The sequence below is a fragment of the Nitrospina sp. 32_T5 genome (assembly GCF_052156635.1).
Lineage (GTDB): Bacteria > Nitrospinota > Nitrospinia > Nitrospinales > Nitrospinaceae > Nitrospina.
Window position 1 is genome coordinate 170747 of record NZ_JBQKUO010000004.1, and the last position, 25322, is coordinate 196068.

The 25322-nt window shown below is 56.1% G+C and carries 21 protein-coding genes; 10 read left to right on the forward strand and 11 right to left on the reverse strand.

Translation table 11 applies throughout. The features are described from left to right. The first annotated feature begins 64 nt into the window (after positions 1-64). The 4 genes from ACTRW9_RS12090 to ACTRW9_RS12105 are packed head-to-tail and all read left to right on the forward strand — an operon-like array spanning position 65 to position 3364. On the forward strand, positions 65-829 hold the full coding sequence (locus ACTRW9_RS12090; protein ID WP_442429545.1) for a uracil-DNA glycosylase: 765 nt from the start codon (positions 65-67) through the stop codon (positions 827-829). Then, positions 826-1770 (forward strand): AAA family ATPase, encoded by a 945-nt coding sequence (locus tag ACTRW9_RS12095; protein ID WP_442429546.1) that lies wholly within the window; start codon positions 826-828, stop codon positions 1768-1770. Before ACTRW9_RS12090 ends, ACTRW9_RS12095 begins: the two co-directional genes overlap by 4 nt. Before the next feature lie 51 nt (positions 1771-1821). Further along, a complete protein-coding gene (locus ACTRW9_RS12100; protein WP_442429547.1) occupies positions 1822-2811 on the forward strand; it encodes a DUF58 domain-containing protein in 990 nt (329 codons plus the stop codon). Beyond that, positions 2804-3364 carry an LOG family protein gene (locus ACTRW9_RS12105; RefSeq protein WP_442429548.1) on the forward strand — a complete coding sequence of 187 codons (561 nt, stop codon included), beginning with the start codon at positions 2804-2806 and terminating at the stop codon, positions 3362-3364. The genes ACTRW9_RS12100 and ACTRW9_RS12105 overlap by 8 nt, the downstream gene beginning before the upstream one ends. A 3-nt stretch (positions 3365-3367) precedes the next feature. Here ACTRW9_RS12105 and ACTRW9_RS12110 read toward each other — a convergent pair whose 3' ends face one another. From ACTRW9_RS12110 to ACTRW9_RS12135, 6 genes are all read right to left on the reverse strand, one after another. Next, positions 3368-4108: an outer membrane lipoprotein-sorting protein gene (locus ACTRW9_RS12110; protein WP_442429549.1), complete on the reverse strand. Its 741-nt coding sequence runs from the start codon at positions 4106-4108 to the stop codon at positions 3368-3370. 47 nt (positions 4109-4155) lie between these two features. Next, complete coding sequence (locus ACTRW9_RS12115; RefSeq protein ID WP_442429550.1) at positions 4156-5457, reverse strand: ABC transporter permease; 1302 nt, start codon at positions 5455-5457, stop codon at positions 4156-4158. Beyond that, entirely contained in the window at positions 5454-6623 is a 1170-nt protein-coding gene (locus ACTRW9_RS12120; protein ID WP_442429551.1) for an ABC transporter permease, read from the reverse strand. The genes ACTRW9_RS12115 and ACTRW9_RS12120 overlap by 4 nt, the downstream gene beginning before the upstream one ends. After that, a complete protein-coding gene (locus tag ACTRW9_RS12125; protein WP_442429552.1) occupies positions 6620-7318 on the reverse strand; it encodes an ABC transporter ATP-binding protein in 699 nt (232 codons plus the stop codon). The genes ACTRW9_RS12120 and ACTRW9_RS12125 overlap by 4 nt, the downstream gene beginning before the upstream one ends. A 21-nt stretch (positions 7319-7339) precedes the next feature. Then, positions 7340-8431, reverse strand: a complete 1092-nt coding sequence (locus tag ACTRW9_RS12130) for a hypothetical protein (RefSeq protein WP_442429553.1) — start codon at positions 8429-8431, stop codon at positions 7340-7342. A 115-nt stretch (positions 8432-8546) separates the two neighbouring features. Next, positions 8547-9029 carry a peroxiredoxin family protein gene (locus ACTRW9_RS12135; RefSeq protein ID WP_442425324.1) on the reverse strand — a complete coding sequence of 161 codons (483 nt, stop codon included), beginning with the start codon at positions 9027-9029 and terminating at the stop codon, positions 8547-8549. Between the two features lie 316 nt (positions 9030-9345). Here ACTRW9_RS12135 and ACTRW9_RS12140 point away from each other — a divergent pair, with 316 nt between their 5' ends. Genes ACTRW9_RS12140 through ACTRW9_RS12150 form a run of 3 tightly spaced genes read left to right on the forward strand, consistent with a single transcriptional unit; the run spans position 9346 to position 12909 of the window. After that, positions 9346-10047, forward strand: coding sequence for a hypothetical protein (locus ACTRW9_RS12140; protein ID WP_442429554.1), 702 nt, complete (start codon positions 9346-9348; stop codon positions 10045-10047). Between the two features lie 25 nt (positions 10048-10072). Next, on the forward strand, positions 10073-10933 hold the full coding sequence (locus ACTRW9_RS12145) for a hypothetical protein (RefSeq protein ID WP_442429555.1): 861 nt from the start codon (positions 10073-10075) through the stop codon (positions 10931-10933). 47 nt (positions 10934-10980) lie between these two features. Beyond that, the gene (locus tag ACTRW9_RS12150; RefSeq protein WP_442429556.1) at positions 10981-12909 is read left to right on the forward strand and encodes a c-type cytochrome; all 1929 of its coding nucleotides are present in this window, start codon (positions 10981-10983) and stop codon (positions 12907-12909) included. Here the strand turns inward: ACTRW9_RS12150 and ACTRW9_RS12155 are convergent, their stop codons facing one another. The 4 genes from ACTRW9_RS12155 to ACTRW9_RS12170 all read right to left on the reverse strand — a co-directional run bounded on the left by ACTRW9_RS12155 (position 12910) and on the right by ACTRW9_RS12170 (position 21847). Next, the gene (locus ACTRW9_RS12155; RefSeq protein ID WP_442429557.1) at positions 12910-14184 is read right to left on the reverse strand and encodes a c-type cytochrome; all 1275 of its coding nucleotides are present in this window, start codon (positions 14182-14184) and stop codon (positions 12910-12912) included. Positions 14185-14492: 308 nt separating this feature from the next. Next, complete coding sequence (locus ACTRW9_RS12160) at positions 14493-15302, reverse strand: carboxypeptidase-like regulatory domain-containing protein (RefSeq protein ID WP_442429558.1); 810 nt, start codon at positions 15300-15302, stop codon at positions 14493-14495. A 186-nt stretch (positions 15303-15488) separates the two neighbouring features. After that, on the reverse strand, positions 15489-20393 hold the full coding sequence (locus ACTRW9_RS12165; protein WP_442429559.1) for a multicopper oxidase domain-containing protein: 4905 nt from the start codon (positions 20391-20393) through the stop codon (positions 15489-15491). Between the two features lie 74 nt (positions 20394-20467). Further along, complete coding sequence (locus ACTRW9_RS12170) at positions 20468-21847, reverse strand: trypsin-like peptidase domain-containing protein (RefSeq protein WP_442429560.1); 1380 nt, start codon at positions 21845-21847, stop codon at positions 20468-20470. 435 nt (positions 21848-22282) lie between these two features. On the opposite strand from ACTRW9_RS12170, the gene ACTRW9_RS12175 reads away from it, so the two are divergent. Then, the gene (locus ACTRW9_RS12175) at positions 22283-22972 is read left to right on the forward strand and encodes a phosphoadenylyl-sulfate reductase (RefSeq protein WP_442429561.1); all 690 of its coding nucleotides are present in this window, start codon (positions 22283-22285) and stop codon (positions 22970-22972) included. 13 nt (positions 22973-22985) lie between these two features. Here ACTRW9_RS12175 and ACTRW9_RS12180 read toward each other — a convergent pair whose 3' ends face one another. Beyond that, positions 22986-23729 carry an energy-coupling factor transporter transmembrane component T family protein gene (locus tag ACTRW9_RS12180; RefSeq protein ID WP_442429562.1) on the reverse strand — a complete coding sequence of 248 codons (744 nt, stop codon included), beginning with the start codon at positions 23727-23729 and terminating at the stop codon, positions 22986-22988. A gap of 103 nt (positions 23730-23832) precedes the next feature. On the opposite strand from ACTRW9_RS12180, the gene ACTRW9_RS12185 reads away from it, so the two are divergent. Together ACTRW9_RS12185 and ACTRW9_RS12190 are read left to right on the forward strand one after the other, a co-directional pair. Next, positions 23833-24480 carry an HD domain-containing protein gene (locus ACTRW9_RS12185; protein WP_442425314.1) on the forward strand — a complete coding sequence of 216 codons (648 nt, stop codon included), beginning with the start codon at positions 23833-23835 and terminating at the stop codon, positions 24478-24480. Continuing rightward, complete coding sequence (locus ACTRW9_RS12190) at positions 24467-25300, forward strand: SIR2 family NAD-dependent protein deacylase (protein ID WP_442429563.1); 834 nt, start codon at positions 24467-24469, stop codon at positions 25298-25300. Before ACTRW9_RS12185 ends, ACTRW9_RS12190 begins: the two co-directional genes overlap by 14 nt. The last annotated feature ends 22 nt before the right edge of the window (positions 25301-25322 follow it).

A 25322-nucleotide genomic window follows, 5' to 3' on the forward strand; every position in this document is an offset into this window, starting at 1 on the left:
GACTGCCTTCCATCTTCTGCTATCCTTTTTTATTATGGGGGTTGAAGCCGAAAGAGCCGTTTTATTGCGACAACTGAAGGATTACCTGGTTTTTTTGAAGGACCAGGGCATGGACCGCGTCCCCCTGCTGGAGGCACTGGAAACCTCTTTCCGGACCTCTGCCGTGGGCCCCTTGAGGGCTTCCGCGCCACCCGCATCCATGCCCGCGTCTTCCGTTCCCGTTCCTCAATCCCGCACTGCCGGCAATACCATGATCCAGCCCGATGCCATGACCCGCCTGACCGAAGTACGCAACGAGCTGGGCGAATGCACGCGTTGCAAACTGTCGGAAACACGCACGAACATCGTTTTCGGGTCCGGAAATCCCAACGCGAAACTGCTGTTCATCGGCGAGGGCCCGGGAGCGGATGAGGACGCGCAGGGCCTTCCGTTTGTTGGTCGGGCGGGAAAGAAGCTGACCGAGATAATTGAAAAGGGCATGAAGCTCGACCGCGAAAAAGACACCTATATCTGCAACATCGTCAAGTGCCGTCCTCCCGGCAACCGCGATCCGGAGATCGACGAGATCAACGCCTGCAAACCGTTTCTGGTTGAGCAGGTCCGGGCCATCCGGCCCAGGGTGATCGTGGCGCTGGGCAAACCCGCCGCCTCCACCCTGCTGGGCCGGTCGGTGGCCATCACCAAGGAACGCGGCACCTGGCACGAATTCGACGGCATCAAGCTGATGCTCACGTTTCATCCGGCATACCTGCTCCGCTTTTACACTCTGGAAAACCGGCGGGCGGTGATGGAAGACATGCAGAAAGTTCTTGAGGTGCTGAACTCATGAGTCCCACGACCGCGGCGATCGCCCGCCTCCAGTCCAATATCGAAAGCGTCATCATCGGCAAATCCGATGTCATTGAAAACACCATCATCACCCTGATTGCCGGGGGACATCTGTTGATCGAAGACGTCCCCGGTGTCGGCAAAAGCTCGCTGGCCTTCGCACTCGCGAAATCCCTGGGCCTCGAGTTCCGCAGGATCCAGTTCACCAACGACATCCTGCCTTCGGACATCGTCGGCGTCTCCATTTACAATCAGAAGGAAAACACATTCGAGTTCAACCGTGGCCCGATTTTCGCCAACCTGGTGCTGGCGGACGAGATCAATCGCTCATCGCCGCGCACACAGAGTGCTTTGCTTGAAGCCATGAATGAAAAGCAGGTATCGGTGGACAATCGTACCTACGACCTGGAAGACCCGTTCATGGTGATCGCCACGCAGAACCCCATCGAAAGCCATGGGGCGCATCCGCTTCCGGAATCGCAACTCGACCGCTTCATGATGTACCTGTCGATGGGGTATCCCGATCCGGAAGAAGAACGCAAACTGCTCGGTACTCAGTCTCCATCGCGCAATATCAAGGATGTGAAGGCCATCCTCTCGCGTGAGGATGTGTTGAACCTGCAAAAGCAGGCGGAGGCGGTGACCATGGAACCGGTACTGATCGACTACATCATGAACGTGGTGACGGCCACCCGCGAATCGAAGCACCTGTCGCTGGGTGTCAGTCCTCGCGGCGGATTGATTCTGCAACAGGCCGCCCGCGCCCGTGCCCTGGTGCACGGTCGCACTTACTGCATTCCCGACGACATCAAGCAACTCGCCATTCCCGTCCTGTGCCACCGCGTCATCCCGCAGAACCACCACGGCATGAACAAGCGCACGGCGGCGGACACCTCCGCGGTCATCATGGAAATCGTCGATAAAATGGAAATTCCGGTTTAAAATCAAACCATCATTTCTACCATCCGGCATCTTCCCCGGCGGGGTGATTCCATGAACCAGCCCAATGAGCACAAACCGGTTTTCACCGTCTCGTTTTACAACCGGACGCTCCACCTTACCCGCGAGGGTGGTGGATTCATCTTCCTCGTGTTCGGTGTCGGGCTGGGGGCAATCAACACCGGCAACAACCTTCTGTACCTGATCCTTGCCATGTGTTGCAGTTTCATCGTGGTTTCGGGTATCCTTTCCGAGCACACGTTGCGGGATATCCGGGTTTGGGCCAGTCTGCCCAGATCGATCTACCCTGGTGACGCCTACCCGGTCCCAATCAAAGTCCAGAATTGCAAAAAACGATTATCGTCGTATTCCTGTTACGTGGAATTCCCGGCAGACTCTCTGGGTCGGTACTCGGTGGCTCCCCCCCTGTATTTTTTCCAGATTCCTCCCGGAGATATGCTGGAGAAAACAGCTCTGGTGACCGCAAAAAAACGGGGCCCGCTGAAAATCCGGTTCGCTCAGGTTCGGACGCGGTTTCCCTTCGGCTTCTTCATGAAAACCAAGCTGGTTCCGGTTGATGTCGAAACACTGGTGTATCCGGTGATCAAACCGGTGGAACTGCCGGACCCAACAGACATCGCGGAGGAAGGTGAAGGGGTGATCAGCCAGAGTGGGGACGACCTTTACGCCTTGCGCGAGTTCCGCCCGGGGGACACCTTGAGCGCGGTCCACTGGAAATCCAGCGCCAAAACCGGAAACCTGCGCGTCAAGGAGTTCGCGCATGGAGGGTTTCACAGCTTCACCCTGTTTTTGAATATCATCGATCCGGAAACGCAAAGGATGGTGGCTTCCAGCGTGCTGGAGCAACGCGTCTCGGAAACGGCCTCACTGGCGTATCATTTGATGCGGCGCGGCGACGAGGTACGGCTCAAAACCCACGACTACGAATCGGCATCGGGCAATTCGGAAGCGCATCTGGAATCGCTCCTCACCTATCTCGCACTGGTTGGGTACGATTCGCAAATTAAAGAAACGAATGGCTAAAAAGAACGTTCAGGTCGGAATCATCGGTTCCGGCACCAATCAATACGCCAAACTGACGTGGCCCATCGGGCGGTGGATCGCCGAACAGGGATTCAACCTGGTGACGGGCGGCGGGGGCGGCGTGATGGAATCCACCGCGCAGGCTTTCTGCCAGGTGTCGCACCGCAAGGGAAAGGTCATCGGCATCCTGCCCTCCGGGATCGCCTGCGACCGTGCGGCAATGCGCAGCCACTACAAAACGCCTCCGGGATACCCCAATGACTTCGTGGACATTCCCATCTACACTCACCTGCACATGTCGGGCATCCAGGGAAAAGGCGTGGCCAGCAGGAACCACATCATCGTGCTGACGTCAGACGTGGTGATCGGCTTTCCCGGTGGACCCGGTACGCGTTCGGAGGTTCAACTGGCGCTGGAATACAGAAAACCGATCGTTCTCCTCAACAAGGATCACATCTGGGAAGAATTCAAACGTACGGAGGCCCGGGTGGTGGACTCGCCCGACGATGTCATCGCCGCCGTGCGCAGTCTGGAGCCGAACTGGTTCGACTGATCCTCACCGTTTGAGAATCCGTTTGGAAAAATACTTTGCAGGGATGTCCAAATTGAACTCGATGTGGTCGAACATGTAGGTGGTCCTGGTGTTGTCTTTCAACATGTCGCGGAACACCATCTTGCGCGGGAACAGACGGCCGTCAATAATGCGGTAGCCTTTGAAGTCGATCATCTTGAGAAGTTTTCCACTCTTGGCAAAACGCTGTTCGCGCAGAACGATCTTGCGTTCCGGATCGGTCCACACCTTTCGAAACTGGTAGGTTTTTTCCGGGTCCTTCGCAGTGAGGTCCAGCACCAGAGTTTTCACCCCTTCGAATTCCTCCACCTTCGCAATTTTGGGAATGTAAGCATCGCTTAGCTTTTCATCCTCAAGCATGTCTTCATACGACAGGTCGCTTCCCATCATCGACTGGCGCAGAAGGTGACCGGCAATGAGTATGATGCGGTCGGTCTGCGGGGTATACAGCCACAGCTTACGGTCTATCTTGAGCATCTTGGTGTCGCGCTCGCGCGGGGGAGACTTGTAATGACTGAACGATTTGACGATGCCCTCCATCCACGTGTTCATCTCAAGCGTACGCACGCGGCGGCCGTTGTCCACAATCAGCCGTCCTTCGACGTATTTGGTGGGAGACCACAGGTTGGCATCGATGGCTTCGACCAGCTTCTGTGGATCGAGATTCTTCCATTCCTCGGGAATCCCGTTTTGCCCCGCAGCCGTGGAAACCAATGTTAAAACCATGACCCACCCCAACGAAGTATTTGTGATCCAGCATTTCCAGCTCATCGTCACCCCACTTCCAATTCGCGGAACAGATTGGCCTCGGAACGTTTGAAGATGGCGAGGCTGGCGAACAGACTGCCCGCCACACTTGCCGTCATGCCCGGAACGATGCCCCGCACAAATCCCTCCACCGTGATCCGGCCGCGTGCAATGTCGTTGATCATCAAACCCGATTTGGCCATGGCATCGCCCATGTCCACCCCCACCTCCTGCAGGTAGAACACCACGAGACCCCCGACCACGCACCCGGCAATGGAACCCAGCACCCCCACCGCAAACGCTTCCAGCGTGATCGACGCCACCAGATGCTTGTGCGTCTCGCCCATCGCCAGACGCAGGCCCATCTCGCCGTAACGATGAATGCCGTTCAACAGGCCCGCGTTCCACAACACCAGCACCATGAGGAAGGTGAAGATGAGCACGATGACGCCGCGGATGAGTTCGAACTTGCGGGCGATCTCACCGATGTTTCTCTGGTCGAGGATGGTGAGTGCGATGGGAAAATCATCCTTCGCCCACTGTTCCGGCGGATTCTGCCGCAGGTCCGGCAGTTTTCCCTCGATGGCCTGCTTGATGTCCACAAACTCATCATACGGCACCGAAGCGGGAAGGTACCCCAGCCAGTCGGTCACCATGTTCTCCATGTAAAACGTGTGCTGGGCGTCGGCCAGATCGATGAGCGCCATCTTCTTGTCCATGGCGGTGACACCGAATTGAATGAGTCCTGTCACCGAATAGTTGTCGGTGGCGAGCCCGCCGTCGAAGGTCTGGCCCAGCAGGGTCACCATGGATCCGGGTTTCAGCCCCAGAGATTCAGCCAACTGAAACCCCACCAGCATCTCATGCGGGTTTTCGGGAACGCGCCCCGTTATGACGGAGGCCTTCAAATCGAGCCGCTCCCGCTCGGATGAAGTCGGGTTCAAAAGCTGAACCGCCATGCCGGTGATCGGCGTCTGGCTCACGGTGTTCCCTTCCTCGTCAGGCACATCCATCAACGCTCCCCAGCGGATGCGCGGGGTCCACTCGATACGCGGATCGCTGTTGGCTTCCAGCCACTCGCGGGTTTCCTGCTGGTCGGCCAGAGCCCGGTCCAAGGGCACGAGATGCTCTTCTTTATAAAACGGCTTGTTGACGAAGCGCAGGTGGCCGGTGTCCAGTTTCGCCGACATGTCCAGCATCCCCATGAAAATTCCGTCCATGAACCCGAGGAGACCCACCATGAGTGCCACACCGACGGTGACGATGAGAAACGGAAACAGAGAACGACTTTTGTCGCGCAGGATGCCTTTGAAGATGAAATGGATCACGTGATGGCCCTCCCGCGCAACGCCTGCGTCGGGTCCAACCGTACTATTTTTTTCACCGGCGCCCAGGAAACAGCAATGACAATTGCGACAGTTATGAGGGTGGAGGTGATCACTTCCCAGAGATTGATGTCGAGAAATATTTTTTCGCGCACCGGGAACCCGGTCTCGCTCAGGTGCGATACGTCAAAACCGACACCTTGAAACCAGATGAAAAATGGAACGCCGAGCAGAACCGCAACCACCACCGCGAGAAGCGCGGCGAAACTTCCCTCCAGAGTGAACAGTCGCACCACCCACTGCGGCGTCATGCCCAATGCCATGAGGGTGCCGATTTCTTTCTGCCGTTTGAACACGCTGAGAATCTGTGTATTGAACACACTGATGGCGGCAAGCGAGATGAGGATGAACCACAGAATGCGCGTGTTTCTCCGGTCATGACGAAGAAGCGTCATGAGATCGTGCATCAGCATTTCCACTGACTGGAACTCGAATCCCTCGATGACGCCCATCGGCTCCTTCACCGCCACCCAGGTGACCTCGCCCGGCCGGTCGGTGATTTTGCGCAGGTGATCCAGCCGCATCCACACCACGCCTTCGTCGATGCGTGGATTGATGAGCGGCACAACATCGACCACCCGCACGTCCAGCGCATCCACTGCACCGTGGCGGTCGCGCCACTTGAGCACCACCACGTCGCCCACCGCCAGGTGTGATTTTTCCGCCATTTTGTTTCCGAGAATGACGGGGATGATCGATCCCACCTCCGGACTTTCACGCCGGAGGGGTTCCAGCGGCAGCTCAAGCAGGGCCTGTTCCATTTCCACGCCGCGCAACTGCACCGGGAACAGGCGCCGGTTGGGGAACAACTGCCCCTGCTGAACGAGCACCTCGGCTTTTTCCGAGTGTGGGAGGTCCGCGAGCTGTTCCGGGACCTGCAGGGTCTGGTCCTCCCACTCCGTCGGCTCCAGGATGTCGAAGCCGGGCACGCGGTAATGGCCCCCGGCAACATCGGTGCTGGACATGTTGCGCAACGCCTGTGCCTGGAAGCCGTTGAGGAGGGAAAGCGAGAATATGACGGCAATCAGTATGAGTGCGGTAACCAGCACGTTCAGCCAGGCGCGCATGCCCTGCCGAATGAAATTCTTGAACGCCATGTCGTAGATCATGCCGCCTCGCCTCCCACCTGGCGCACCTCATCCGTTTTTACGTATCCGTCCTCGAGACGGATTTCCCGGCGAACGTACTGCGTCACTTTCTCGTCGTGAGTGCTGAACACAAAGCCGGCACCGAGCTCACGGTTGAGCTTTTGCATCAGTTCAAGGACGTGGTACGAGTTCTCAGCGTCGAGGTTTGCGGTGGGTTCGTCTGCCAGCACCACCGCCGGTTCCTTCACCAGGGCCCGGGCGATGGCAACGCGCTGGCATTGGCCTCCGGAAAGCGTTGCCGGTTTCTTGTTGATCTGCTCCGACAGGCCCACCCGGTCTACCAGGTCCCTCACTTTCTGCCTCACTTCGTTTTCGTCCTTACCCATGAGGAGGAGGGGGAACAGGACGTTTTCGTACACATCGTAGACAGGAAGCAGGTTGTAAGACTGGAATATGAAACCGACATGGTCCCGTCGGAAGGCGGCCAACTCGTCGCGGGACATGGAACTGAGCGCCCTGCCCTGAAACCGCACCTCGCCGGAGGTGGGACTGTCCAGCCCGCCAAGCAGGTTCAGGATGGTGGTCTTGCCGGAGCCGGACGGCCCGACGAACGACATGAAGGAACCGTTTTCGATTTCGAGGGAGATGCCGTGCAGGGCGGTGAAATCCTGCTCGCCCACCCGGTACACCTTGGTCACGTCCTGCATCAAGAACATGCACGCACTCCCATTGAAATGTTAATGAAACCACACCAGCGTGAGCCCGACCCGCGACTCGGTGCCGTTGAACACCGGGGTCTGCCGGAACAGGCGGCCGGTGCGGTTGTCGCCTTCCACACTGCCGCCGATCAACGCGGTGAGGTACAGATAGACCTGGCCGAACACATTGTGCTCGATCTGCGGTGCGATCTGGAAACTGCGGTCCCGCATATCGTAGAACGCGAAGAAGCGCCAGACGGTGGCAATGCCGACGGGCTGATCGATCAGCAATCCCAACTCGTGAAGGGTGCGTTCCCGCTTGACGTCTTCGACGGTGAACCCGGGTTCCTGCGTACGGAAAAAATATTCCAGCAGGACGTGCAGCCCCTGCCCGATGTCAAAGGTGTAGTCGACCCCCGCGACCATGTCGAAGCGGAGCGGCTTCCCCGGCTTGTTCTGCTCGATGTCCACCCGGCCCTCGTTCCAGAATCCAATCACCTGCGTCCCTTTTAAATGGTACCCGAACTGGAACAACTCCAAATTGTGGCTGGGCAGAAACTCAAGATCGGTGACCGGCTTGTATTGAAGCAAGAGGCCCGTCTCCAGAATACCAATCTGGCGCTCGCCGCGCAGTCCCCAAATGATGCGTTCGTTGAAACGTGCGGGAATGGCCCATCCTTCCACTTTGGAGGTGGGGCCGGTGAAGTAAGTGGCGCGGAGGCCGTCCACGCCGGTGGTCTGTGGAATGACGCCGGATATGAGGCGGTCGTCGAACACACCGAGGGGACGGAACAACTGGCCCGGACCGAACAGGATGGCCTGACGTCCCCCCCGCAGACGAAACTGGTCTTTTTCGAAGCGGAGCCAGCCGCGGAACACGTCCAGGTCCCATTCGTCCACCAGGCCCACCTGCTCGATGGCTCCGCCGCGATATTCGGATTGGAAGGTGAATTCAAAGTCGAGGAGCGAGGTGTCGTCGCTCCAGATATCGCCCACGAGGCCGTTTCTCAGCTGGACCTGGTGGTTGAAGTCGTTGGAGAGAGGGGGCGCGTCCCACAGGTACTCCGAGGCGGCCAGAAACCGCCCCTCATAGCGCCAGTCGAAAGCACCTGCAGCGGAAGGTAAAAGCAACCACCCGCCCTGAATGAGGACCAGAAACAAGGCAAAGATAAGGGAGCCGGGGCACCGCACCGGACAACATGGTATCAATTATTTCATTTAATATTAAAAATTTAAAAATACTTATTTAAAGTAATTTCTTAATAAATGGGATCAACTGATCCGCACCCACCCCGGGGCTGCGTGCCTGGATGACACCTTTGGAGTCGATGACCAGCACGGTCGGCATGTCCCGCTGGACATATTTCTGGTGGACGGTGTGGTTGGGATCCAGCAGATAGGGAAAGTCCACCTGGCTCGGGAACTGGGAAAGGTAATCCACGACCTTTTCCTTGGAATCGCCACTGGTGTTAATACCAATGATGGCCACCTTATCACCAAGTTCTTTACGGACTTTTTCAAATTCCATAGCCTGGTTCATGCAGGGAACGCATATGTGGAACATGCCTACCAGAACCACCTTCCCCTTGAAGTCGCCCAGCGAAACCTGCTGGCCGTCCACAGAGGTCAGGGAAAAACCCGGGGCCGGGTCTCCCGCTTTGGGTACCGCCGCCCAGGCAGTCTGCCAGATCAACAACAACGCTGTGACGAAAATGGCGCATTTTTTCATGGTGTCCTCATTCCTTCCTTACGCTACGGTTGAGAGCCCGGATTTGCACTTTAAATGGGCACCTTTTTCATCATTTTAAAATACGGAGAGGCTGAATCAAAGCCAAATCCGGTCCGTCTTCCATTAAGTGTTTTTCATCTCCGGTTAAGAATCGTTTAATGCAGACAGGTTAGACTTTAGGAGTGGGATGGGCCGCGCGAACCTGACAAAAGCGCCTGAAAATCAGGAAATGCCGCCAATCAAGTCCCCCCTTGCACTTGCCTGGGGATTGAGATATGATTCGTTAGTAATACTCCTTTGTAGGGCTTAAGTCGATATGTTTAAAGGTTTTTTTCTCACACTCAGCCTGTTTGCGTTGGTCGGAACCGCGTCCGCGTCCGAGCTCAAAGGGACGGTCACATTCAGCGGAACGCCGCCCCCTGCGACCATCCATAAAACCGGAAGATACAGCAAGGCGTGTGGTGCTGAGTTTGCCGGTCAGACCCTTCTTTTAAAAGGAAAAAACGTACGGAACGCCGTGGTCTGGCTGACGGAGAAAAAAGGCCATGCCCTCAAAGGCAAAGCTGCCTCGGGCGAATTCGTTCTGGATCAGACGAAGTGCCGCTACGAACCGCATGTGGTCGCCATGCCGCGGGGCAGCGAGTTGACGATCCTGTCCAGTGATCCGATCAACCACAACATTCATACCTATTCCTTCGACAACGACCCGATCAACCTGATGTTCATTCCGGGGCAGGAACACATCCAGGAATTTGAAGAAGCGGAGATCGTGAAAGTCGAGTGCGACCTGCATTCCTGGATGCAGGCATGGATTGTGGTGACCCCGAACCCTTATTATTCCACCACCGTGGAATCCGGCGCGTTCACCATCCCCAATGTGCCTGCGGGAAATTACACCCTGAATGTCTGGCACGAAGTTCTGGGAACGCAGAGTCGGGAAGTTGAAGTTTCCAGCGCCAATCAGGAAATTCATTTCGATTTTCCCGAGTTGGCCGAACAGGTATCACAGAACCAATAACCTTAAGCTTTCCTGAGTCGTTACCATGTTTGAAAATTGGATTAAACATTTTTCCGTTAAAATGAGTTGCGCGTTCACCGCCCTGTTTATCCTCATGCTGGGTTTCGGCCCCTCTGCCTGGGCTTATCAGGAAATTGAAGTGAACAACGGCGGCTCGGTTTCCGGAAAGGCCATTCTGGACGGCCCCATTCCCCAGCCCCGCGTTTATCACCTGGTGCTGTTCCCCAACCTCGACATCTGCGCCGAAGTGGAAACCGATGATGAAATGAACCGCGTTCTCTACGACTTCATCGTGGATGAAAACCGCGGAATGCGCGATGTGGTCATCACGCTGGAGCACGTGGATGCGGGCAAACCGTTCGAGCCCAAGCCCATCAACATCCTGTCCGAGAATTGCAAATTCTACCCGGACGTGAACGTGATCCGGCAGGGAGAGACGTTTTTCGTGGACAACCAGGATGCGGTGATGCACAACAGCCAGGTTTACCAGAAGGAACGCGGCAAGATCATTCTGAACATCCCCATTCCCGCAGAGGAAATCTCCGAAGGCAAGGTGCATTTCCAGAAGCACTATAAAATCTTTCAGATGATCTGCGGCATGCACGAGTTCATGCAGACCTGGGGCTACCGCGTACAGAATCCCTACTTCTTCAAAACCGGCGCCGATGGTACTTTCAAAATCGAAAACATTCCCCCCGGGGAATACACCGTCAATGCCTGGCATTACCTGATGAAGGTGCGGACCCAGAAAATCAAGATCGGACCGAATGAGGACGTGAAGATCGATTTCCATTTCAATGGAGACGAAATCGAACGGCCTTATTACGAGACGATCAAGTCCGGACGCATCAAGAAAGACGCCCGATTGCCGGGAACGATTCATTGAGGGGTTGAGGAATCAATCCGGAACCATACTTTCCGCTGGGTAACCCGTTGATTGCATCCGTTATCGTTAAACTTCAACGGACGTATCTGCCCGGGCTGGGGGGGCTCGCCTTGCTTGTGAGCCTGCTCGTCAGCCCGGTTTTTGCGTTCACCAGCCCGACGAGTGCCGACCTGCCGGAAACCATCACGGTCGGGGCCACCACCTATTCCCTGCACAACCTGGACAACCCGCTCCGGGCCGACAAAACCAAACTGAAGGACCATAAAAAGGCCGGGGCCAAGCTGTACTTCACCCACTGCTTTCTGTGCCACGGCGACCTGAAAGACGGACAGGGCGTGTTTGGGGACCGGTTCCGTCCGGCTCCAGCCAACCTGAGAAAGCTCGTGGCCGACCCGGACAAGGGAGAGAACTACGCCTTCTGGCGGATCGCAAAAGGGGGCCGCGGACTGCCTGAAGAGCATCAACCCTGGGAGTCCGCCATGCCGGCATGGGGAGGCAAACTGACACCCGAGGAAATCTGGCAGGTGGTTCTCTATCTCTTCGATTCGGTTCGGTATCCCTTTGTGCCCAATGAGCCCCAAAAAGCCAGCGTGGAACGGGGCACCGAGGTCTACGAAAAGCATTGCCTCCACTGCCACGGAGCAAAAGGGGACGGCAAAGGTATCGCGGCCCCTTTTTCCAGCCCGCAGCCACGCAACTTCACCAAGGGTCACTACAAGTTCCGCTCCACCGCCTTCGGCAAAATCCCCACGGATGAAGACCTGCGCGAAATGCTGGTTACAGGCATGCCCGGCACCACCATGCCTTCATGGAAGCACCTGCCGGAGGTGGACCGCGAAAGCCTGGTGCTTTACCTGAAATCCCTGGGACGCAAATTTGAAAAATTCAAGAAACGCGGAAAGTCGCACAAGGTGATCCCGGTTCCGGAACCCGCACCCTTTACGCTGGAAAGCAAGGAGCGCGGGCGCAAATTGTTTATTAAAAACTGCTCCGGCTGTCATGGGGTGGAAGGCAGGAGCGACGGCGCCTCCACGCACAAGATCGTCAACATCGCCAAGGACCAGTTGCGCCCGCGGAACCTGACCAAGTCCTGGCTTTTCCGCCGGAGCCACACCCGCAGGGACCTTTTCCAGACTCTGCGGACGGGATTGTCACTGACCGCCATGCCACGCCTGTCACCGCGCGTACATTCCGATGAGACCGTATGGGATCTCGTCAACTACATATATACTCTTTCGCCCGCGGTTCAGCCGGAGGTGCTGGATGAGATGCACGCCGAACGGGTGGAGGGTCCATTGCCCGACGATCCGGAGGACCCCGCGTGGAAATCGGTTACGGCCTACTATTTCCCGCTAGGGGGTCAACTGGAAGAAGAACCCAAATCCTACTTCACCACCACGGACAGCCTGTGGGTCCAGGCGGTCCACAACGGACGCGAAATCGCGTTCCGCATCCGGTGGGATGACCCGACCTTTGACCCCATTCTAAAAGAAACGGCAAAGGTCCTGGAGTCGCCTCCACCTCCCCTGCCCGCTCACCTGCAGGCGGACCCGGCGGACCAACCGCCTCCTCCCAAGCCCGAGCCGCAAAAAATCCCGGATGGGTTTGCACTGCAGTTTCCGGCTTCGCTGAACTCCGACATCCTGCCCCATTTTTTGAACGGCGAGCCAGGCCATCCGGTGACGCTCTGGAAATGGACTTCGTACCCGAATCAGGTCACGGAATGGTCAGCGCAAAGCATTTCACAATGGTCCCGCAAGGGAATGAGCCAGGAAGTGAAGGGCAAGGCGGCATTCCGCTTTGGGCAATACCAGCTGGTACTGAAGCGCACCCTCACCACGTCCGACAGGAACCGTGACATTCAGTTTCAACCGGGACAGGAAGTGCCGATTGCTTTCAACGCCTGGGATGGAAACGAGGGTGAATCGGGAAGCAGGAAAGCGGTCTCAAGCTGGTACAAACTGATACTGGATTGATCAGCGGTTGACGACCGAAACGTTGCTCTTTCCCGGCGGAGATTGGGGCGGTTCCAGAGTGGACAGGTATGCAAGAATATCGAGGATATCCTGCTGGGAGAGGATATCACCAAAGTTGCCGGGCATTATGGAGATATCCTGAGTTTTATATTTTTTGATATCGTTCTTCTCAACTTGAATGCTGTTCCCTTCCTTGTCAACGATATAGATCGACTTGTCGTCTTCATTGATTTTAACGCCGGTCAGGAACTGGCCTTTCTTGGTAAGAATAAGCACAGATGAATAACCCACGGTGATCACTTCCCGGGGGTTGAGAATCGATTCCAGAATAAAGGGACGCGTCCGGCTGACGCCCACGTAACTCAAGTCGGGCCCTACCTTCCCGCCCTTGCCGTCTATGCTGTGGCACTTGGAACAATAGGCGTTGCCTTTGGAATCGTAAAACAGCTTTTCCCCCCGGGCGGCATCCCCCTTTTTATCCAAATAGGTTTTCCACTCTTTGGGAATTTCCGTTCCACTGAGGCTGGAAAGAAATGCCGTGATAAGACGGTCTTCTTGTTTATCCAGACCAATGGTTGGCATTTTCGTTTCGGGTTTGACCAGCTGCGGACTGCGAATCCAGCCATAAATCCATTCCGGTGTGTACATGAAGCCGGCGCGGGAAAGATCCGGACCCACCACCCCGCCTTCTTCATTGACCGTATGGCAGGCAAAACAACTCTTCTTTTCACGAAACAGCCAGCGCCCGTCTCCAATCACTTTGGGGTCATTACCATGCTTTTTAAACCACGAACGGAATCCATCAACTTCTTTGGAATCCAGGGACGGAACATGAGGCCTTTGGGTTTTCACATTCTCCGGAAGGTTGACCGGCTGTGAACGGTCCCCGGCCAGATACCGCACGTAAGCCACGAGGCTCCAGATTTCCTCTTCGGAGAGCGTGCGGCCGAATACGGGCATCAGGTGGGATTTGCGTGTGCCCTCCCCTCCAAGTTTGATGGCTCGAAAAAGCTGCTCATTGGACTTCTTCTGGACAAATTCAGGGTCGGAGAGTTCGGCTGGCCATTTTTCCAGTTGCTCGGCATTGTAACCATCGCCGTTTCCAGAAAGGCCATGGCAGTGCGCACAGTAGTGCAGATACAGGGGCCGGCCTTTTTTAATGAGGGTATCGAATTTATTTTTGATTCGTTCGATTTCGCCTTGGGCACCTACAGAAAATGGCAAAACCGCCAAAATAAAAATTGTGAGGAAGAGTGATTTCAGAATTCGTAGCATGAAAAATCACATAGGAATTTCTGATTGGACATCCCGGCTCTGGTGCACTTCACAAATCCAAAGGGTTCCACAAACCGAACTCAGTGCAAATTCAGGACTTTCTGGTCAGAGGATATCCTATTCCCGCTCTTTTGTTAATCAAAAAAGAAGCGGTTTGGCCCGGACTCATTGAGGCTCAACACTGGTCCGAGTGCACCTCGTTGGAATTGGGCGTACCATCTGAAACCGGAAACAAATTAAAAAAGGGTCAAAAAAAAAACAGCACCGGACAATGTCCGGTGCTGTTAATTTTTACTCGTGCGAAATGCTTACTTCTTCTCCAACGTAAAGTCCGCTTTCGCATCTGCACCACCGCTGACGGTCACTTCCTGGGTCACCTCACCTACATAAGGGTGCCAGGCGGTTACCTTGTACTTGCCGGCCGGAATCTGGTCGATCTTGAAAGATCCATCAGCACCGCTGACAGCGTAGTACGGATTCCAGACAACGCGAGCATCCGCTTCCATGAAGTTGTGCTGGTCGCACTGCAGGAAGAAATGCTGGTCTTTACCCGGGCGCATCCGCATCAGGTTCTTGGTGACGTCCGCAATGTCGCCTTTGCTGGGCAGAGGCTTGTTGAACAGGGTCTTGCGGCGGGCACCCATTACGGAATAGCCATGCGGGTTGTGGAGGATATCCGGGTCCTGGTTGGTGACCTGGATGATACCTTCACGAACACCACGAGGAGCGCGGCGTACAGCCGTTACTTTCGGCTCAATGTCGCACTTGGCAAAATCGAAGTTGATGGTCCCACCCCAAGCTTTGCCCTTGGAGATGTCTTCGATGAAAACCACGGTGTCCTTCAGCTTGCCACCGCTGACAACCACTTTATGGCGAGGGCGGATGTTGCCATCCTGGGTGTCAGGATGCGTGGAACAAAACTCAACGTTTTTACCTTTATTGAGGTCTTCCATGATGGGATCGGGAACCGTTCCCTTGAAATTGACCACACCACTGATGGATCCACCGTTGCTGACACTGCCCTCCTCATAGTCGCCCTTTTTTGCCATGGACATCGAAGCCGAGAAGACCAGCACCGTCGATACTGCCAGAATCTGGAACAAACTTTTTTTAATCATTCCTTCTCTCTCCTTAATACTTGAACATTCAAGCAATAAAAACTAACTGAAAACTGAAACAGAAACCCACAAAAACTTACAGCTCGATTCAAACCGAAAGCCGAAATCATAACACAAAATGGAAAAAACTTAAAACAAAGGGGCCTCCGGGTAGGAGGCCCCTCGTTTTTTATGTCTCAAGCGATGCTATCGCATGGACAGTTTGTTGTCATCCACATTTTGAGCTGATTTCAAGCCCTGGGGGGTCGCTCCATCCAGGGGAAGGATCGACCGGTCGCCTTGCGGCAAGACCTTGAAATACCCCCATTGCCCCGCCTGCTGGTAAGGCGTCCGCGCATTCAACCACAGGTAGGTACCCGGGTTATGATACGTGCCGCCTGCACCGTTGCGCAGGTGGGCCTGGATATACTCACCGCCACCAAATTGCTCGACGTCGATCATATCGGAACCTTCCTGGTCCATATGACGGCGCCACTGGTGGCCATCCAGGTTGAACATCTGGTTCTGCTCGTTGTGGGCACCGAAGACGTTGATCATCACCTTGTCTCCGGCATGAGCTTTGAGCACCGGGGTCGCCGGGTCGCCTTCCGCAGCCACGCAGGGCGTGAACATATTGCCGAAGTCACAACCTTCGAACTCCCGATACAGCCAGGGCTCCAGCCGGTAGTTGACGCCCGTCAGGCCCGCTACGTTCTGCAGGTAAGGCATGAAAGACGTACCGATGATGTTGTCTTCGTCCTGGAAGTACAGGGCGAAATCACGATAGTTCTCCAGATCCGCGTTTTCCGGATAGGATTTATCGATGATGACGTCCGCTTTCCAGGAATTACCCAGGGAGATGTCCTTGCCGGTTTCAGGATCCCGGTAAACGGAACCCCGCGGGCCGACAATGATACCGCCGTACAGGCCATCCCGGATGTTGCTAACCAGGTTGCCGAAGTCCCAAATCAGCGATCCGTTGATCTTGAATCCCGGATGCGCGTAGAAGGTATAATTCTTCGACTTGCCTGGGGCGACCGTCTGGTCTCCCGGGTTGTTGCCCACGTTGATCCCCTGGGAATCTTTGGGATCAAACGCAATGTTGTTGACATGCAACGAAGTGTTGCTTTTCTCCAGACGATTGGTGAGTTTGATTTTCACACAGTCGCCGATGTTGACACGCAACGTCAGCGGATGCGGCATCACATCGTCGTCCGAAGCCTTGCTCACTTCGTCTTCCAGCATGAACACCTTGCCCTCCGGGTTCGCCAGCAACAGCTTGCGCTCGAAATCCACCTCAAGGTAGTCATCCGCATTGGGGTTGAACTTGAGCTCCTTGTTGACAGCAACCACGTTGAACTTTTTCACCGGTGCGCCCGCCGGGCACAATTCCGTTTTCGATTTCGGAATTGGTGCATGCGGGTTCAACAGTTTCAGGTCTTTCTGCAGTTCATCGTAGACCCGGAGAATACCCCAGCTGCCTTCCGACAGTTTGGACGTCCGGCCATTGTAGAACAGGTAGTCGCCAGCCATCTGCTGGTAACCGCCTGCCGTCGTGGCCAAATCGTACCGCTCTGCGATACCGATATGGATCGTGTTCGTCACACGGGAATCACCGTCGTACCGCTCGGGGCGGTAGCCGTGACCCGACACAACGAACGTATGGGTCTCGTTCATCAAGCCGTGCAACAGGCGGAAAACAACGCTGTCACCCAAATACGCCCGAACCTGCGGGGTATCCGGATCGCGGTGTTTAAGACTGCTGAACAGCCATTCGGCTTTCGGGTTCGCCCTCAGGCGGGACGTCAGGGACGCCGCCCGGAAGTTGAAACCGGAGCCGGTGGTGTGGGTACCGCCGTTCAGATGCGGAAACGCCACTTCCAACATGTCTTTCGGCATCTGGAAGGAAACCGACTGACCCGCGGCGATCGCGTTCTCACGCGACAGTCCCGGGGGGTTGCCCTTACTTACCAGCTGTGCCGTGTGCGGAACCGTATCGTGCAACTGAACCACGATTTCGCGGAACGCACCGCTTCGGGAGTACGCGACCGGCTCGGTGCCGTGGATATCCACAACCGGGCCACTGCGTACTTCCTTGCCGGTTTTCGGATCGTGATACGTCGAACCCCAGGGCTCTACGATCGTCGATCCAATACCGCCATGCGGCCAGGTCGTCGCACCGAAGGCATGGTCATGCCAGAACACCAGTCCGACGTCCGCATCCACCCACCAGCGGTACCGCACATATTCGGTGGAAACAATCTGACCCTTCTTGTGCGGATGGCTCATGCCCTCCGAGAAGGTGATCGTATACACACCGTCTTTAGCAAAGCCTTTGCTCGGATCCGGGCTGATTTTCTTGATCCACCGCGCATCCTTCTTGTTGGGCACTTCGATGCCAACAATGATGTCCGCACCAACATGGTAGGGGGTCGCGCCCTCCGCCATCTTGATTTTCACGGTGTTGTCGCCCGGTTTCGTATCCTCCAAAACCTTCGCGTTCATGGGCACCGGCAAACCGACATGATGCCCTTTCTTCTCTTTCTTGGTGAACTGCGTGTACGGACGCATCGACTGGTCGTAACTGAAACCGGTGATAACGCCGTCCGATGCCTGGTTGTCGAACTGGAAGAAATGCGGATGGATGTTCACCTTCGACATCTGGAAGTTCGTGAAGTCATCGTCATTCCATTCGCTCGTCAACAGCACGTCCACACAATCGTACACGTTGGCGCGGATGACCAGCGGGATCGCTTTCTTCGGATCCGCTTTCACCCCTGCCATATCTTCATCGATCACGTAGATCAGACCGTACTTATCGAGAACCGGAGGCGTGTTGCCATAGGCGCCCGACACTTCGATCGGCGTGTTGATGAAGTGCAAATTGTACTGCTTGCGTCCCGCACCTTCCGGGCACAGACTCCAACGTCCGTGCGCACCGGGTTTGGCGGGAGACGAGTTCTCCACGTTGGGACCGGACCGGCCACTTCCCGACTCGGAATGCAGAATCTTCGGATCGGGGAGCATGTGGAACGGTTCGAGCCACGGAGCACCACCATGATGCCGCGCAAACGGTACGCGTTTGCCAAAATGCGGCGTCAGGTGCGGCCACGCCAGCTTGCCCGTCAACGGGCTGAACTGAAGCGGGTGCCGCTTGCCAGGGCGCGGAGAAATGTACTTGGGAACCTTGTACGTGGATTCCTTCTCGGACAAAGCCTGATTGCCTTTCCAGGACCAGCCCAGTACGGAACCGTCGTACGACAGGATTTGACCCTTCTCGTCGTCGGTATGGCCCGGGTTGCCCTGAGGCGGCAGCATGTACTTGACCCAGTCCTTCACGTTGACGACCGGGGATTCCCGGTTCCAGTCGCTATTGCCTTTATCAACAATCTGGAAATGCTTGCCGAACCAGTCCATGGTCTTGCCGACCAGCTGGTCCGAGGTCACACCTCTAGGGATGCGGCCTTTGCGATCCGGCAGCTCCTGCAGAGGGGGCATCACGTCGGTGGAACCGAGCGGATAATTGCCCTCCTGCAGGGTGTTGTACACACGCCAGTATCCCCACATTCCGGCCACGTAATGGTGCGCCACGTGGCAGTGGAACAGGAAGTCACCAGCCAGGCGCTGACACAAACCGGAACCACACTCGGTCTCCAGGTCCACCACTTCGGCCGGGCCAATGACTTGCACGTCAACGCGGTCGGTGGTGGTGCGGACAACCGGGTATTTCACGGGACCGTCCCAGGCTGCGGTAACCAGGTTTTCGAGGCCCGGCTCCCGTTTCGGGGAACGCGTCCAGCGGATGGTGCCGCCGTGCGGATGATGCGAGTGGAACACCTCACCACCGCCGTGCACCAGGCGGTATTTCGCCGGGTCACCGAGGTACGACCGCGGAATCGTGGTCGGGGCGTCCCCAAAGGTGTACGAGCTGTAGCCCAGGGATTCGTCCTCAAAGTGGAACATCTTCTCCTGAACTGCCAGGTTGTTGATACCGAACGGCTCACTGCGGTAGTTGATCGCACGCGCCGAGGGCCGATACGAGTCGGTCTGCGGATCACGCTGCGGGATCATCTCACCGTGGCGGTTGAGCGGGCGGAAAGACTCGTCACCGACTTCGTGGTAGAAAATAACAAACTCACGGAAGTCTTTGGCGTCCTTGTTGGTGATCATCGCCATCCAGCCGTTTTCCAGAGGCTCACCGGTCCACGGGTTCAGGTACTCGGAACCGCGCGGCTCAACCATGAACGCACCCACCAGACCAAGAGAAGCGGGATCCCGGCCGGCGTGGCTGACGATCATGCGACCGCCCTCCTGCTCGTCGATCGGAATGTACCACTCGTACTCCTGGGTTTTACCCGGGGCGATGATGGCACCTTTGGTCGCTGCCGTGTTCGGCTCGCCGGTTTCGCTGATGATCATTGCAGAACCGTTGATCTGAAAACCGGCAGACTCATACTCCAGTTTGTTGTGGAAGGTGATGCGCACACAGTCACCCTGGTTGGCACGAATGGCCATGGGGGTGATGGCGTCACCCTGATGACCGGTCCGAACCGCACCTGGGTCCAGGGCTTCTTCCCGCGCCGCGGCGTTTTTTTCTTCCTCAGCACGCACCTTGTCGATGTCCTTGGACAGCACGTACATGTAACCAGGATAATAGTCGCCCCACTGGTTCAACGTGATCTCCACGTTGATGGCGCTGACATCGTAGTGCTTGGTGGGCACTCCTGCCGGACAATGTGCACCCCGGTACACCTTGTTGGCAGCTTTCGTCGGCCCCAACAGGTAGCCCTGTTGCAACTGATGCGCGGCCCACGACTCATGGAACATACCGCTTGAGGATGCGGGAACGGCGTGCTCCAGGAGTTTGCCCTTCAGGTTGTCCATGAGGGTGCGGAAGGTTTTGTCCAGCTTTTGCTGGTTGCCTTCCAGGCCTTCCATCATCTCCTCGTAGTCGACTTGCTCTTCGAGCTTCTTCAACCAGTCGGGACGATCGGCGCCGTCGTGCCCCTCATGCTTGGGATTCGCGAGAGCCGGAGTGATACCCAGGCTCAGCGCGGCCAGCAGGACAACCAGAAGCTGCCCCACCCACTTTGTTGATTTAGCGATTGCCATTAGTTACCTCCTAAGATTCTTCCGCTAAAAAATAATAAATGAATCTTGGAACCTATATTGAAAAACCCATCGGGTTATTCGCTCCTGCTCAATGTCAGGCTCACTTCTTCATCGGCCCGTTGAACGGTTACCGAAATGGACCCCCGCACATGATTCTGCCGGAGTATGCTTTCAAAATGACCGCGATTGATCACATCCTGGCCGTTCAGGCCGGTGATCAGGTCGCCTACCATCAGGCCGCCCCGGTCCGCGGACCCACCCGGTTCCACCCGGGTCACAAGGACGCCCTCTTTTTTCTTATCTGAATCTTCATGATCCCCCGTCATGGTTCCGGCTTCATGCTCCGTCCACTCGAAACCAAGCTCGGGAAGTGGGTTTTGCTGCAGAGACGCCATTTCCATCTGGTCTTTGCGTTGCCCCAATCGAATCGAATACGTTCGCTCCTCGCCATCGCGGAGGATATCGAGGTTGATAAACTGGCCGGGGGAAACGTTGCCGATGAGACGGATCATCCCGTTGGGGGAATCCACATTGGAACCCCCTATTTTCAAAATAATGTCACCCACCTTGAGTCCCGCCATGTGGGCGGGCTGACCCTCGAAAACGGAGTTGATCATCACACCCCGCCCTTTGGCGAGGTTGACCTGGGCGGCAACGTCTTCAGGAACGTTCTCAATACCCACACCCAACCAGCCGCGATTGACCTCACCGTGCTCAATGATCTGGCGTGAAACGTTTTTGACGACATTGGAGGGAATGGCAAAGCCGATGCTCTGCGCATAGTTGATGATGGCTGTATTGATTCCGATCACTTCGCCACGGATATTGAGGAGAGGCCCCCCACTGTTGCCCGGATTGATGGAGGCATCCGTTTGAATGAAATCTTCGTAACGGGAAAGGTTGATGTTCTCCCGGTTGAGACCGCTGATCACGCCAAGACTCAAGGTTTCTTTCAATCCATAGGGGTTGCCGATGGCGACAACCAGTTGGCCAATTTTCAATTTTGACGAATCCCCCAGGCTCACCTGCGGCAGGATCTCGTCGCTATCGATATGAACGACCGCCAGGTCCGTTTCTTCGTCGGTCCCCAATACGGTTCCGACATATTCCTGACCGTCGTAAAGAGTCACCCTAATCTTTTCAGCCTTCCTCACCACATGCGCGTTGGTGATCAGGTATCCGTTTCGCCCGTCAACAATGACACCGGCGCCGGCATTGTTCGGCCGCTTGCGCAGGGATTCCGGCGTGCCCACCGACGCCTCCGGAACGAAAGGCGAAATACTGACCACGGAAGGCAACGTATGCTCCGCGAGCCCAACAAGGCCCGATTCCACCTCTTCCAGAACACGCAAACCATTGCCCAATGAATGCCCGGCCAACGCGCTTGAACCGAACATCAAACACGCGACAAACGCCAACAGGAAATATATGTTGGTAACCAACCGGCTTTTCATGTTTCAACCCTGCCAGTTTTCCGCCTACTAGCGGTGGTGCTCCTTATCCAGAAACCCGGAAAGAAAAGAAAATGGAGGGATCACTCCGTTTGGGGTGGACCGAAACAGGTCTTGCAACGAACAGGTCGCCTCACAGCCAAACTATCTACCACTATTTCTCTTCCTACTGCGGTCCCCATTGGCGCAATGGGTACCCCAAAAGCCCATTATTTTCAAGGTCTTATACCCTGCCCGGATACGCCTAGACCCTGAAAAAATAAAGGCTTTGGAGCCCTTCGAATCACCTTATATATACAGATTTGATGAGGGTGTCAAGGGAAAAAGCGTTCCTTGCAATCCGGTGTAAACCTTGGTAAATAATACAGTTTCTTTTTCCCCGCCCGGCAGTGTAGTACACTGTCTTACATAATCGTTCGTCGATTCGGGAGTTTAAGTATGAACTGGCAGGAATTTGAGCAAAAATCAGCCTCTGAGATCATGAACGAGGCGCTGGACCGTTTCGGCGAGCGGGCTGGCATCGCTTCCAGCTTCGGTTTGGAGGACATGGTATTGATCGACCTCGCACACCGCTCTGGCAAACCTTTCACCGTGTTCACGCTGGACACGGGTCGCCTGCACGAGGAAACGTACGAAATTATGGAAAAAACGCGCGCCAGGTACGGCATCCCCATTCGCGCTTACTTCCCGGACGCAACCGCCGTGGAAACCCTGGAACGGGAAAAAGGCCTGTTCTCGTTCCGCGAAAGCCTGGAAAACCGTAAGGAATGTTGTCGCATCCGCAAGGTAGAACCGCTCGGACGTGCCCTGAACGAACTAGACGCCTGGGTTACGGGCGTGCGCCGGGAGCAGAGTGTGACGCGTAGCGACATTCAAAAAGCGCATGAGGATGCAGACCACCCCCCGCTCGTCAAGTTCAATCCGCTTGCGGACTGGACCGAGGCACAGGTGAACCAGTATATCCAGGACAACAAGATTCCGGTCAACGCCCTGCACGCGAGGAATTACCCGAGCATCGGCTGTGCGCCGTGCACACGGCCGATCGAACCGGGCGAGGATATCCGGGCCGGACGCTGGTGGTGGGAAAATCCCGAGCACAAGGAATGCGGTCTGCACCGACCCCGCTGATTCTCCGCTCCATTCAAGCCGCTCCCTGCTCTGGCACGGTTTCGCCTCCCTGCTGCAACTCCAACGCAAAACGGTCCACCTGACCAAACAGGTGCGTGACCAACGGTCCCAGAAGCAACGCCGCCGACCATGCATCACGCAGACCCATTTTCTTTTGCGTTTCTGCGTTCGCTTCCCGCCGCCGTTCCATTTCGCCCAGAATGAACCGCTCCGCTTCAACGCACAGAATCGGGATCAATTGAATCGACCACAATCCCACCGTGAACACGTCCAGAATTTTCTGTCTCCAAACGGGCGAGGGAAGGATCACCCACCTTTGCAGGCATTCAATGAGACTCATCGGCGGAGTGGTGCGGGTGAGCAGGATCGACAGCGCAAACATCACAGTCAGTTTCATGCAGGCCATGGTCCCTCCATAAATACCCTCCCATGTAATGGGAACCGGAAGGAAACTCAAAGCCGGAATCACGGTGCCGGGTGTGAACAGCATCGGGAACACCCCGATCACCAGAAGCAACCATCTCAATGACCGGAGCAGCCTGAGCAACGTGGCAAGGGGGATGCCCGCGCTGATGGTGCAAAGCACGACCAGTATCGTGAGACCGACCAGCACCGTCAGGTCCGCAAGGGCAATCCAACCAAGGAGACCCAGCACCGTAAGGATCTTCCAGCCCGGGCTCAACTTATGAAAAAAGGAGTCGCCCTTCTGGTAACGGCTTTCAAGAATACTTTTCGATAAAGGGGTGTGGCCCACCATGCGTTGCCGGTTCCTTTCCAATTGGCCGATTAGATGTTGAAATTGTGAATGAGTATATTAAGATTCCGCAAAATACACCACCCCCAACCGAAAGAGTGGCCTGATGTCCTCCGCCGTCATTGAAAAAACCCGGAAGTTTGCACAATCGTTTTTCGCGGACGACGGCTCCGGTCACGATTGGTGGCACGTCCACCGGGTGTGGCAGATGGCCTGCAAACTGGCCGACGCCGAGGGCGCCGACCGTACGGTTGTGGAGATCGCCGCCCTCCTGCACGATGTCGCCGACTGGAAACTGGGAAACGGCGAAGAACAGCAGGGTTACGAAACCATCCGCAACCTTCTCAAGGACGATCTGCCTGAGGAGACAGTGGAACGGGTGTGCGACATCATCTCCAAAGTCTCCTACAAAGGAGCCGGGGTGACGACGCCCGTGGATTGCCTGGAAGGTCAGTGCGTGCAGGATGCGGACCGTCTGGACGCCATCGGCGCTGTGGGCATCGCCCGCGCCTTTGCCTACGGGGGAAACAGGAACCGGCTGATCCACGACCCGGCGCAGGAGCCGGTGCTTCATCAGAGCTTCGGCGAATACAAAAAAAACAAGGGACCCTCGATCAATCACTTTTATGAAAAACTGCTGCTGCTCAAGGACCGCATGAACACCGCGACGGCCCGTGCCCTGGCCGAGGAGCGGCATCGCTTTATGGAACAGTATCTGCAACAGTTTTTCGGAGAATGGGATGGAAACCTCTAGCCAACTCCTTCGTTGTGCCAAAGTGCTTTCGATGGCCAACTCGATTTTGATCCTGACAAGCGCCGGCATGAGTGCCGACTCCAACATCCCCACCTTTCGAGACAAGGAGGGGTACTGGAAGAATTTTCCTCCGTTCAAATCCAAGGGACTGGAAGCGCAGGACCTGGCCAACCCGTGGGCGTTCGAACACGAGCTGGAACACGCCTGGGCATTTTATGAATGGCGACGGCGCAACGCCGATGAAAACCGGCCGCACCCCGGTTACCACATTCTCAACCGCTGGGTGGACGAGGTGTTTGAAAACGCTTTCATCCACACCACCAACACCGACGGGTATCATCTCCGCTCCGGAGCCCCGGTCGACAAGGTGAAGGAAGTCCACGGTTCCATGTGGCGACTGCAGTGCACGCGCCCGTGCTGTGACGATTTCTGGGACGAACCCGCGGTGCCGCTTTGCGGGCTCGATTATGACACCATGAAGGCGTCGAACTTTCCGCTGTGTCCTCAATGCGGCGCGGTGGCGCGTCCGCACATCCTCATGTTCGGCGACGCGCAGTACACCGGGCACCCGGAGCAGGATGTCAATTTTTCGCGCTTCATTAAAAACCCGGTGGACGCAGTGCTGTTGATTGGAAGTTCCGGTGCAGTGCCCACCAACGATTACCTGGCCATGCATTTCCGCGACCAGGGTGCGCCGGTGGTCAACATCAATCTCGACCCTTCCGCCAATGCCCTGTTGCGCACAGAATTCATGCTGGAGATGCCCGGTAAAGCTGCATTGGAGGCGCTCGATCAGGCCATCGCCTCTTTGAGAAACTGATTTCTCTCCATTGCGCGGGCTA

Coding starts and splice junctions, on each gene's coding strand:
- ACTRW9_RS12145 (WP_442429555.1), top strand. CDS start 10,073: ATGTTTGAAAATTGGATTAAACATTTTTCCGTTAAAATGAGTTGCGCG.
- ACTRW9_RS12155 (WP_442429557.1), bottom strand. CDS start 14,184: ATGCTACGAATTCTGAAATCACTCTTCCTCACAATTTTTATTTTGGCG.
- ACTRW9_RS12170 (WP_442429560.1), bottom strand. CDS start 21,847: ATGAAAAGCCGGTTGGTTACCAACATATATTTCCTGTTGGCGTTTGTC.
- ACTRW9_RS12180 (WP_442429562.1), bottom strand. CDS start 23,729: ATGGTGGGCCACACCCCTTTATCGAAAAGTATTCTTGAAAGCCGTTAC.
- ACTRW9_RS12160 (WP_442429558.1), bottom strand. CDS start 15,302: ATGATTAAAAAAAGTTTGTTCCAGATTCTGGCAGTATCGACGGTGCTG.
- ACTRW9_RS12125 (WP_442429552.1), bottom strand. CDS start 7,318: ATGTTCTTGATGCAGGACGTGACCAAGGTGTACCGGGTGGGCGAGCAG.
- ACTRW9_RS12185 (WP_442425314.1), top strand. CDS start 23,833: ATGTCCTCCGCCGTCATTGAAAAAACCCGGAAGTTTGCACAATCGTTT.
- ACTRW9_RS12175 (WP_442429561.1), top strand. CDS start 22,283: ATGAACTGGCAGGAATTTGAGCAAAAATCAGCCTCTGAGATCATGAAC.
- ACTRW9_RS12120 (WP_442429551.1), bottom strand. CDS start 6,623: ATGATCTACGACATGGCGTTCAAGAATTTCATTCGGCAGGGCATGCGC.
- ACTRW9_RS12165 (WP_442429559.1), bottom strand. CDS start 20,393: ATGGCAATCGCTAAATCAACAAAGTGGGTGGGGCAGCTTCTGGTTGTC.
- ACTRW9_RS12140 (WP_442429554.1), top strand. CDS start 9,346: ATGTTTAAAGGTTTTTTTCTCACACTCAGCCTGTTTGCGTTGGTCGGA.
- ACTRW9_RS12110 (WP_442429549.1), bottom strand. CDS start 4,108: ATGGTTTTAACATTGGTTTCCACGGCTGCGGGGCAAAACGGGATTCCC.
- ACTRW9_RS12135 (WP_442425324.1), bottom strand. CDS start 9,029: ATGAAAAAATGCGCCATTTTCGTCACAGCGTTGTTGTTGATCTGGCAG.
- ACTRW9_RS12100 (WP_442429547.1), top strand. CDS start 1,822: ATGAACCAGCCCAATGAGCACAAACCGGTTTTCACCGTCTCGTTTTAC.
- ACTRW9_RS12105 (WP_442429548.1), top strand. CDS start 2,804: ATGGCTAAAAAGAACGTTCAGGTCGGAATCATCGGTTCCGGCACCAAT.
- ACTRW9_RS12095 (WP_442429546.1), top strand. CDS start 826: ATGAGTCCCACGACCGCGGCGATCGCCCGCCTCCAGTCCAATATCGAA.
- ACTRW9_RS12190 (WP_442429563.1), top strand. CDS start 24,467: ATGGAAACCTCTAGCCAACTCCTTCGTTGTGCCAAAGTGCTTTCGATG.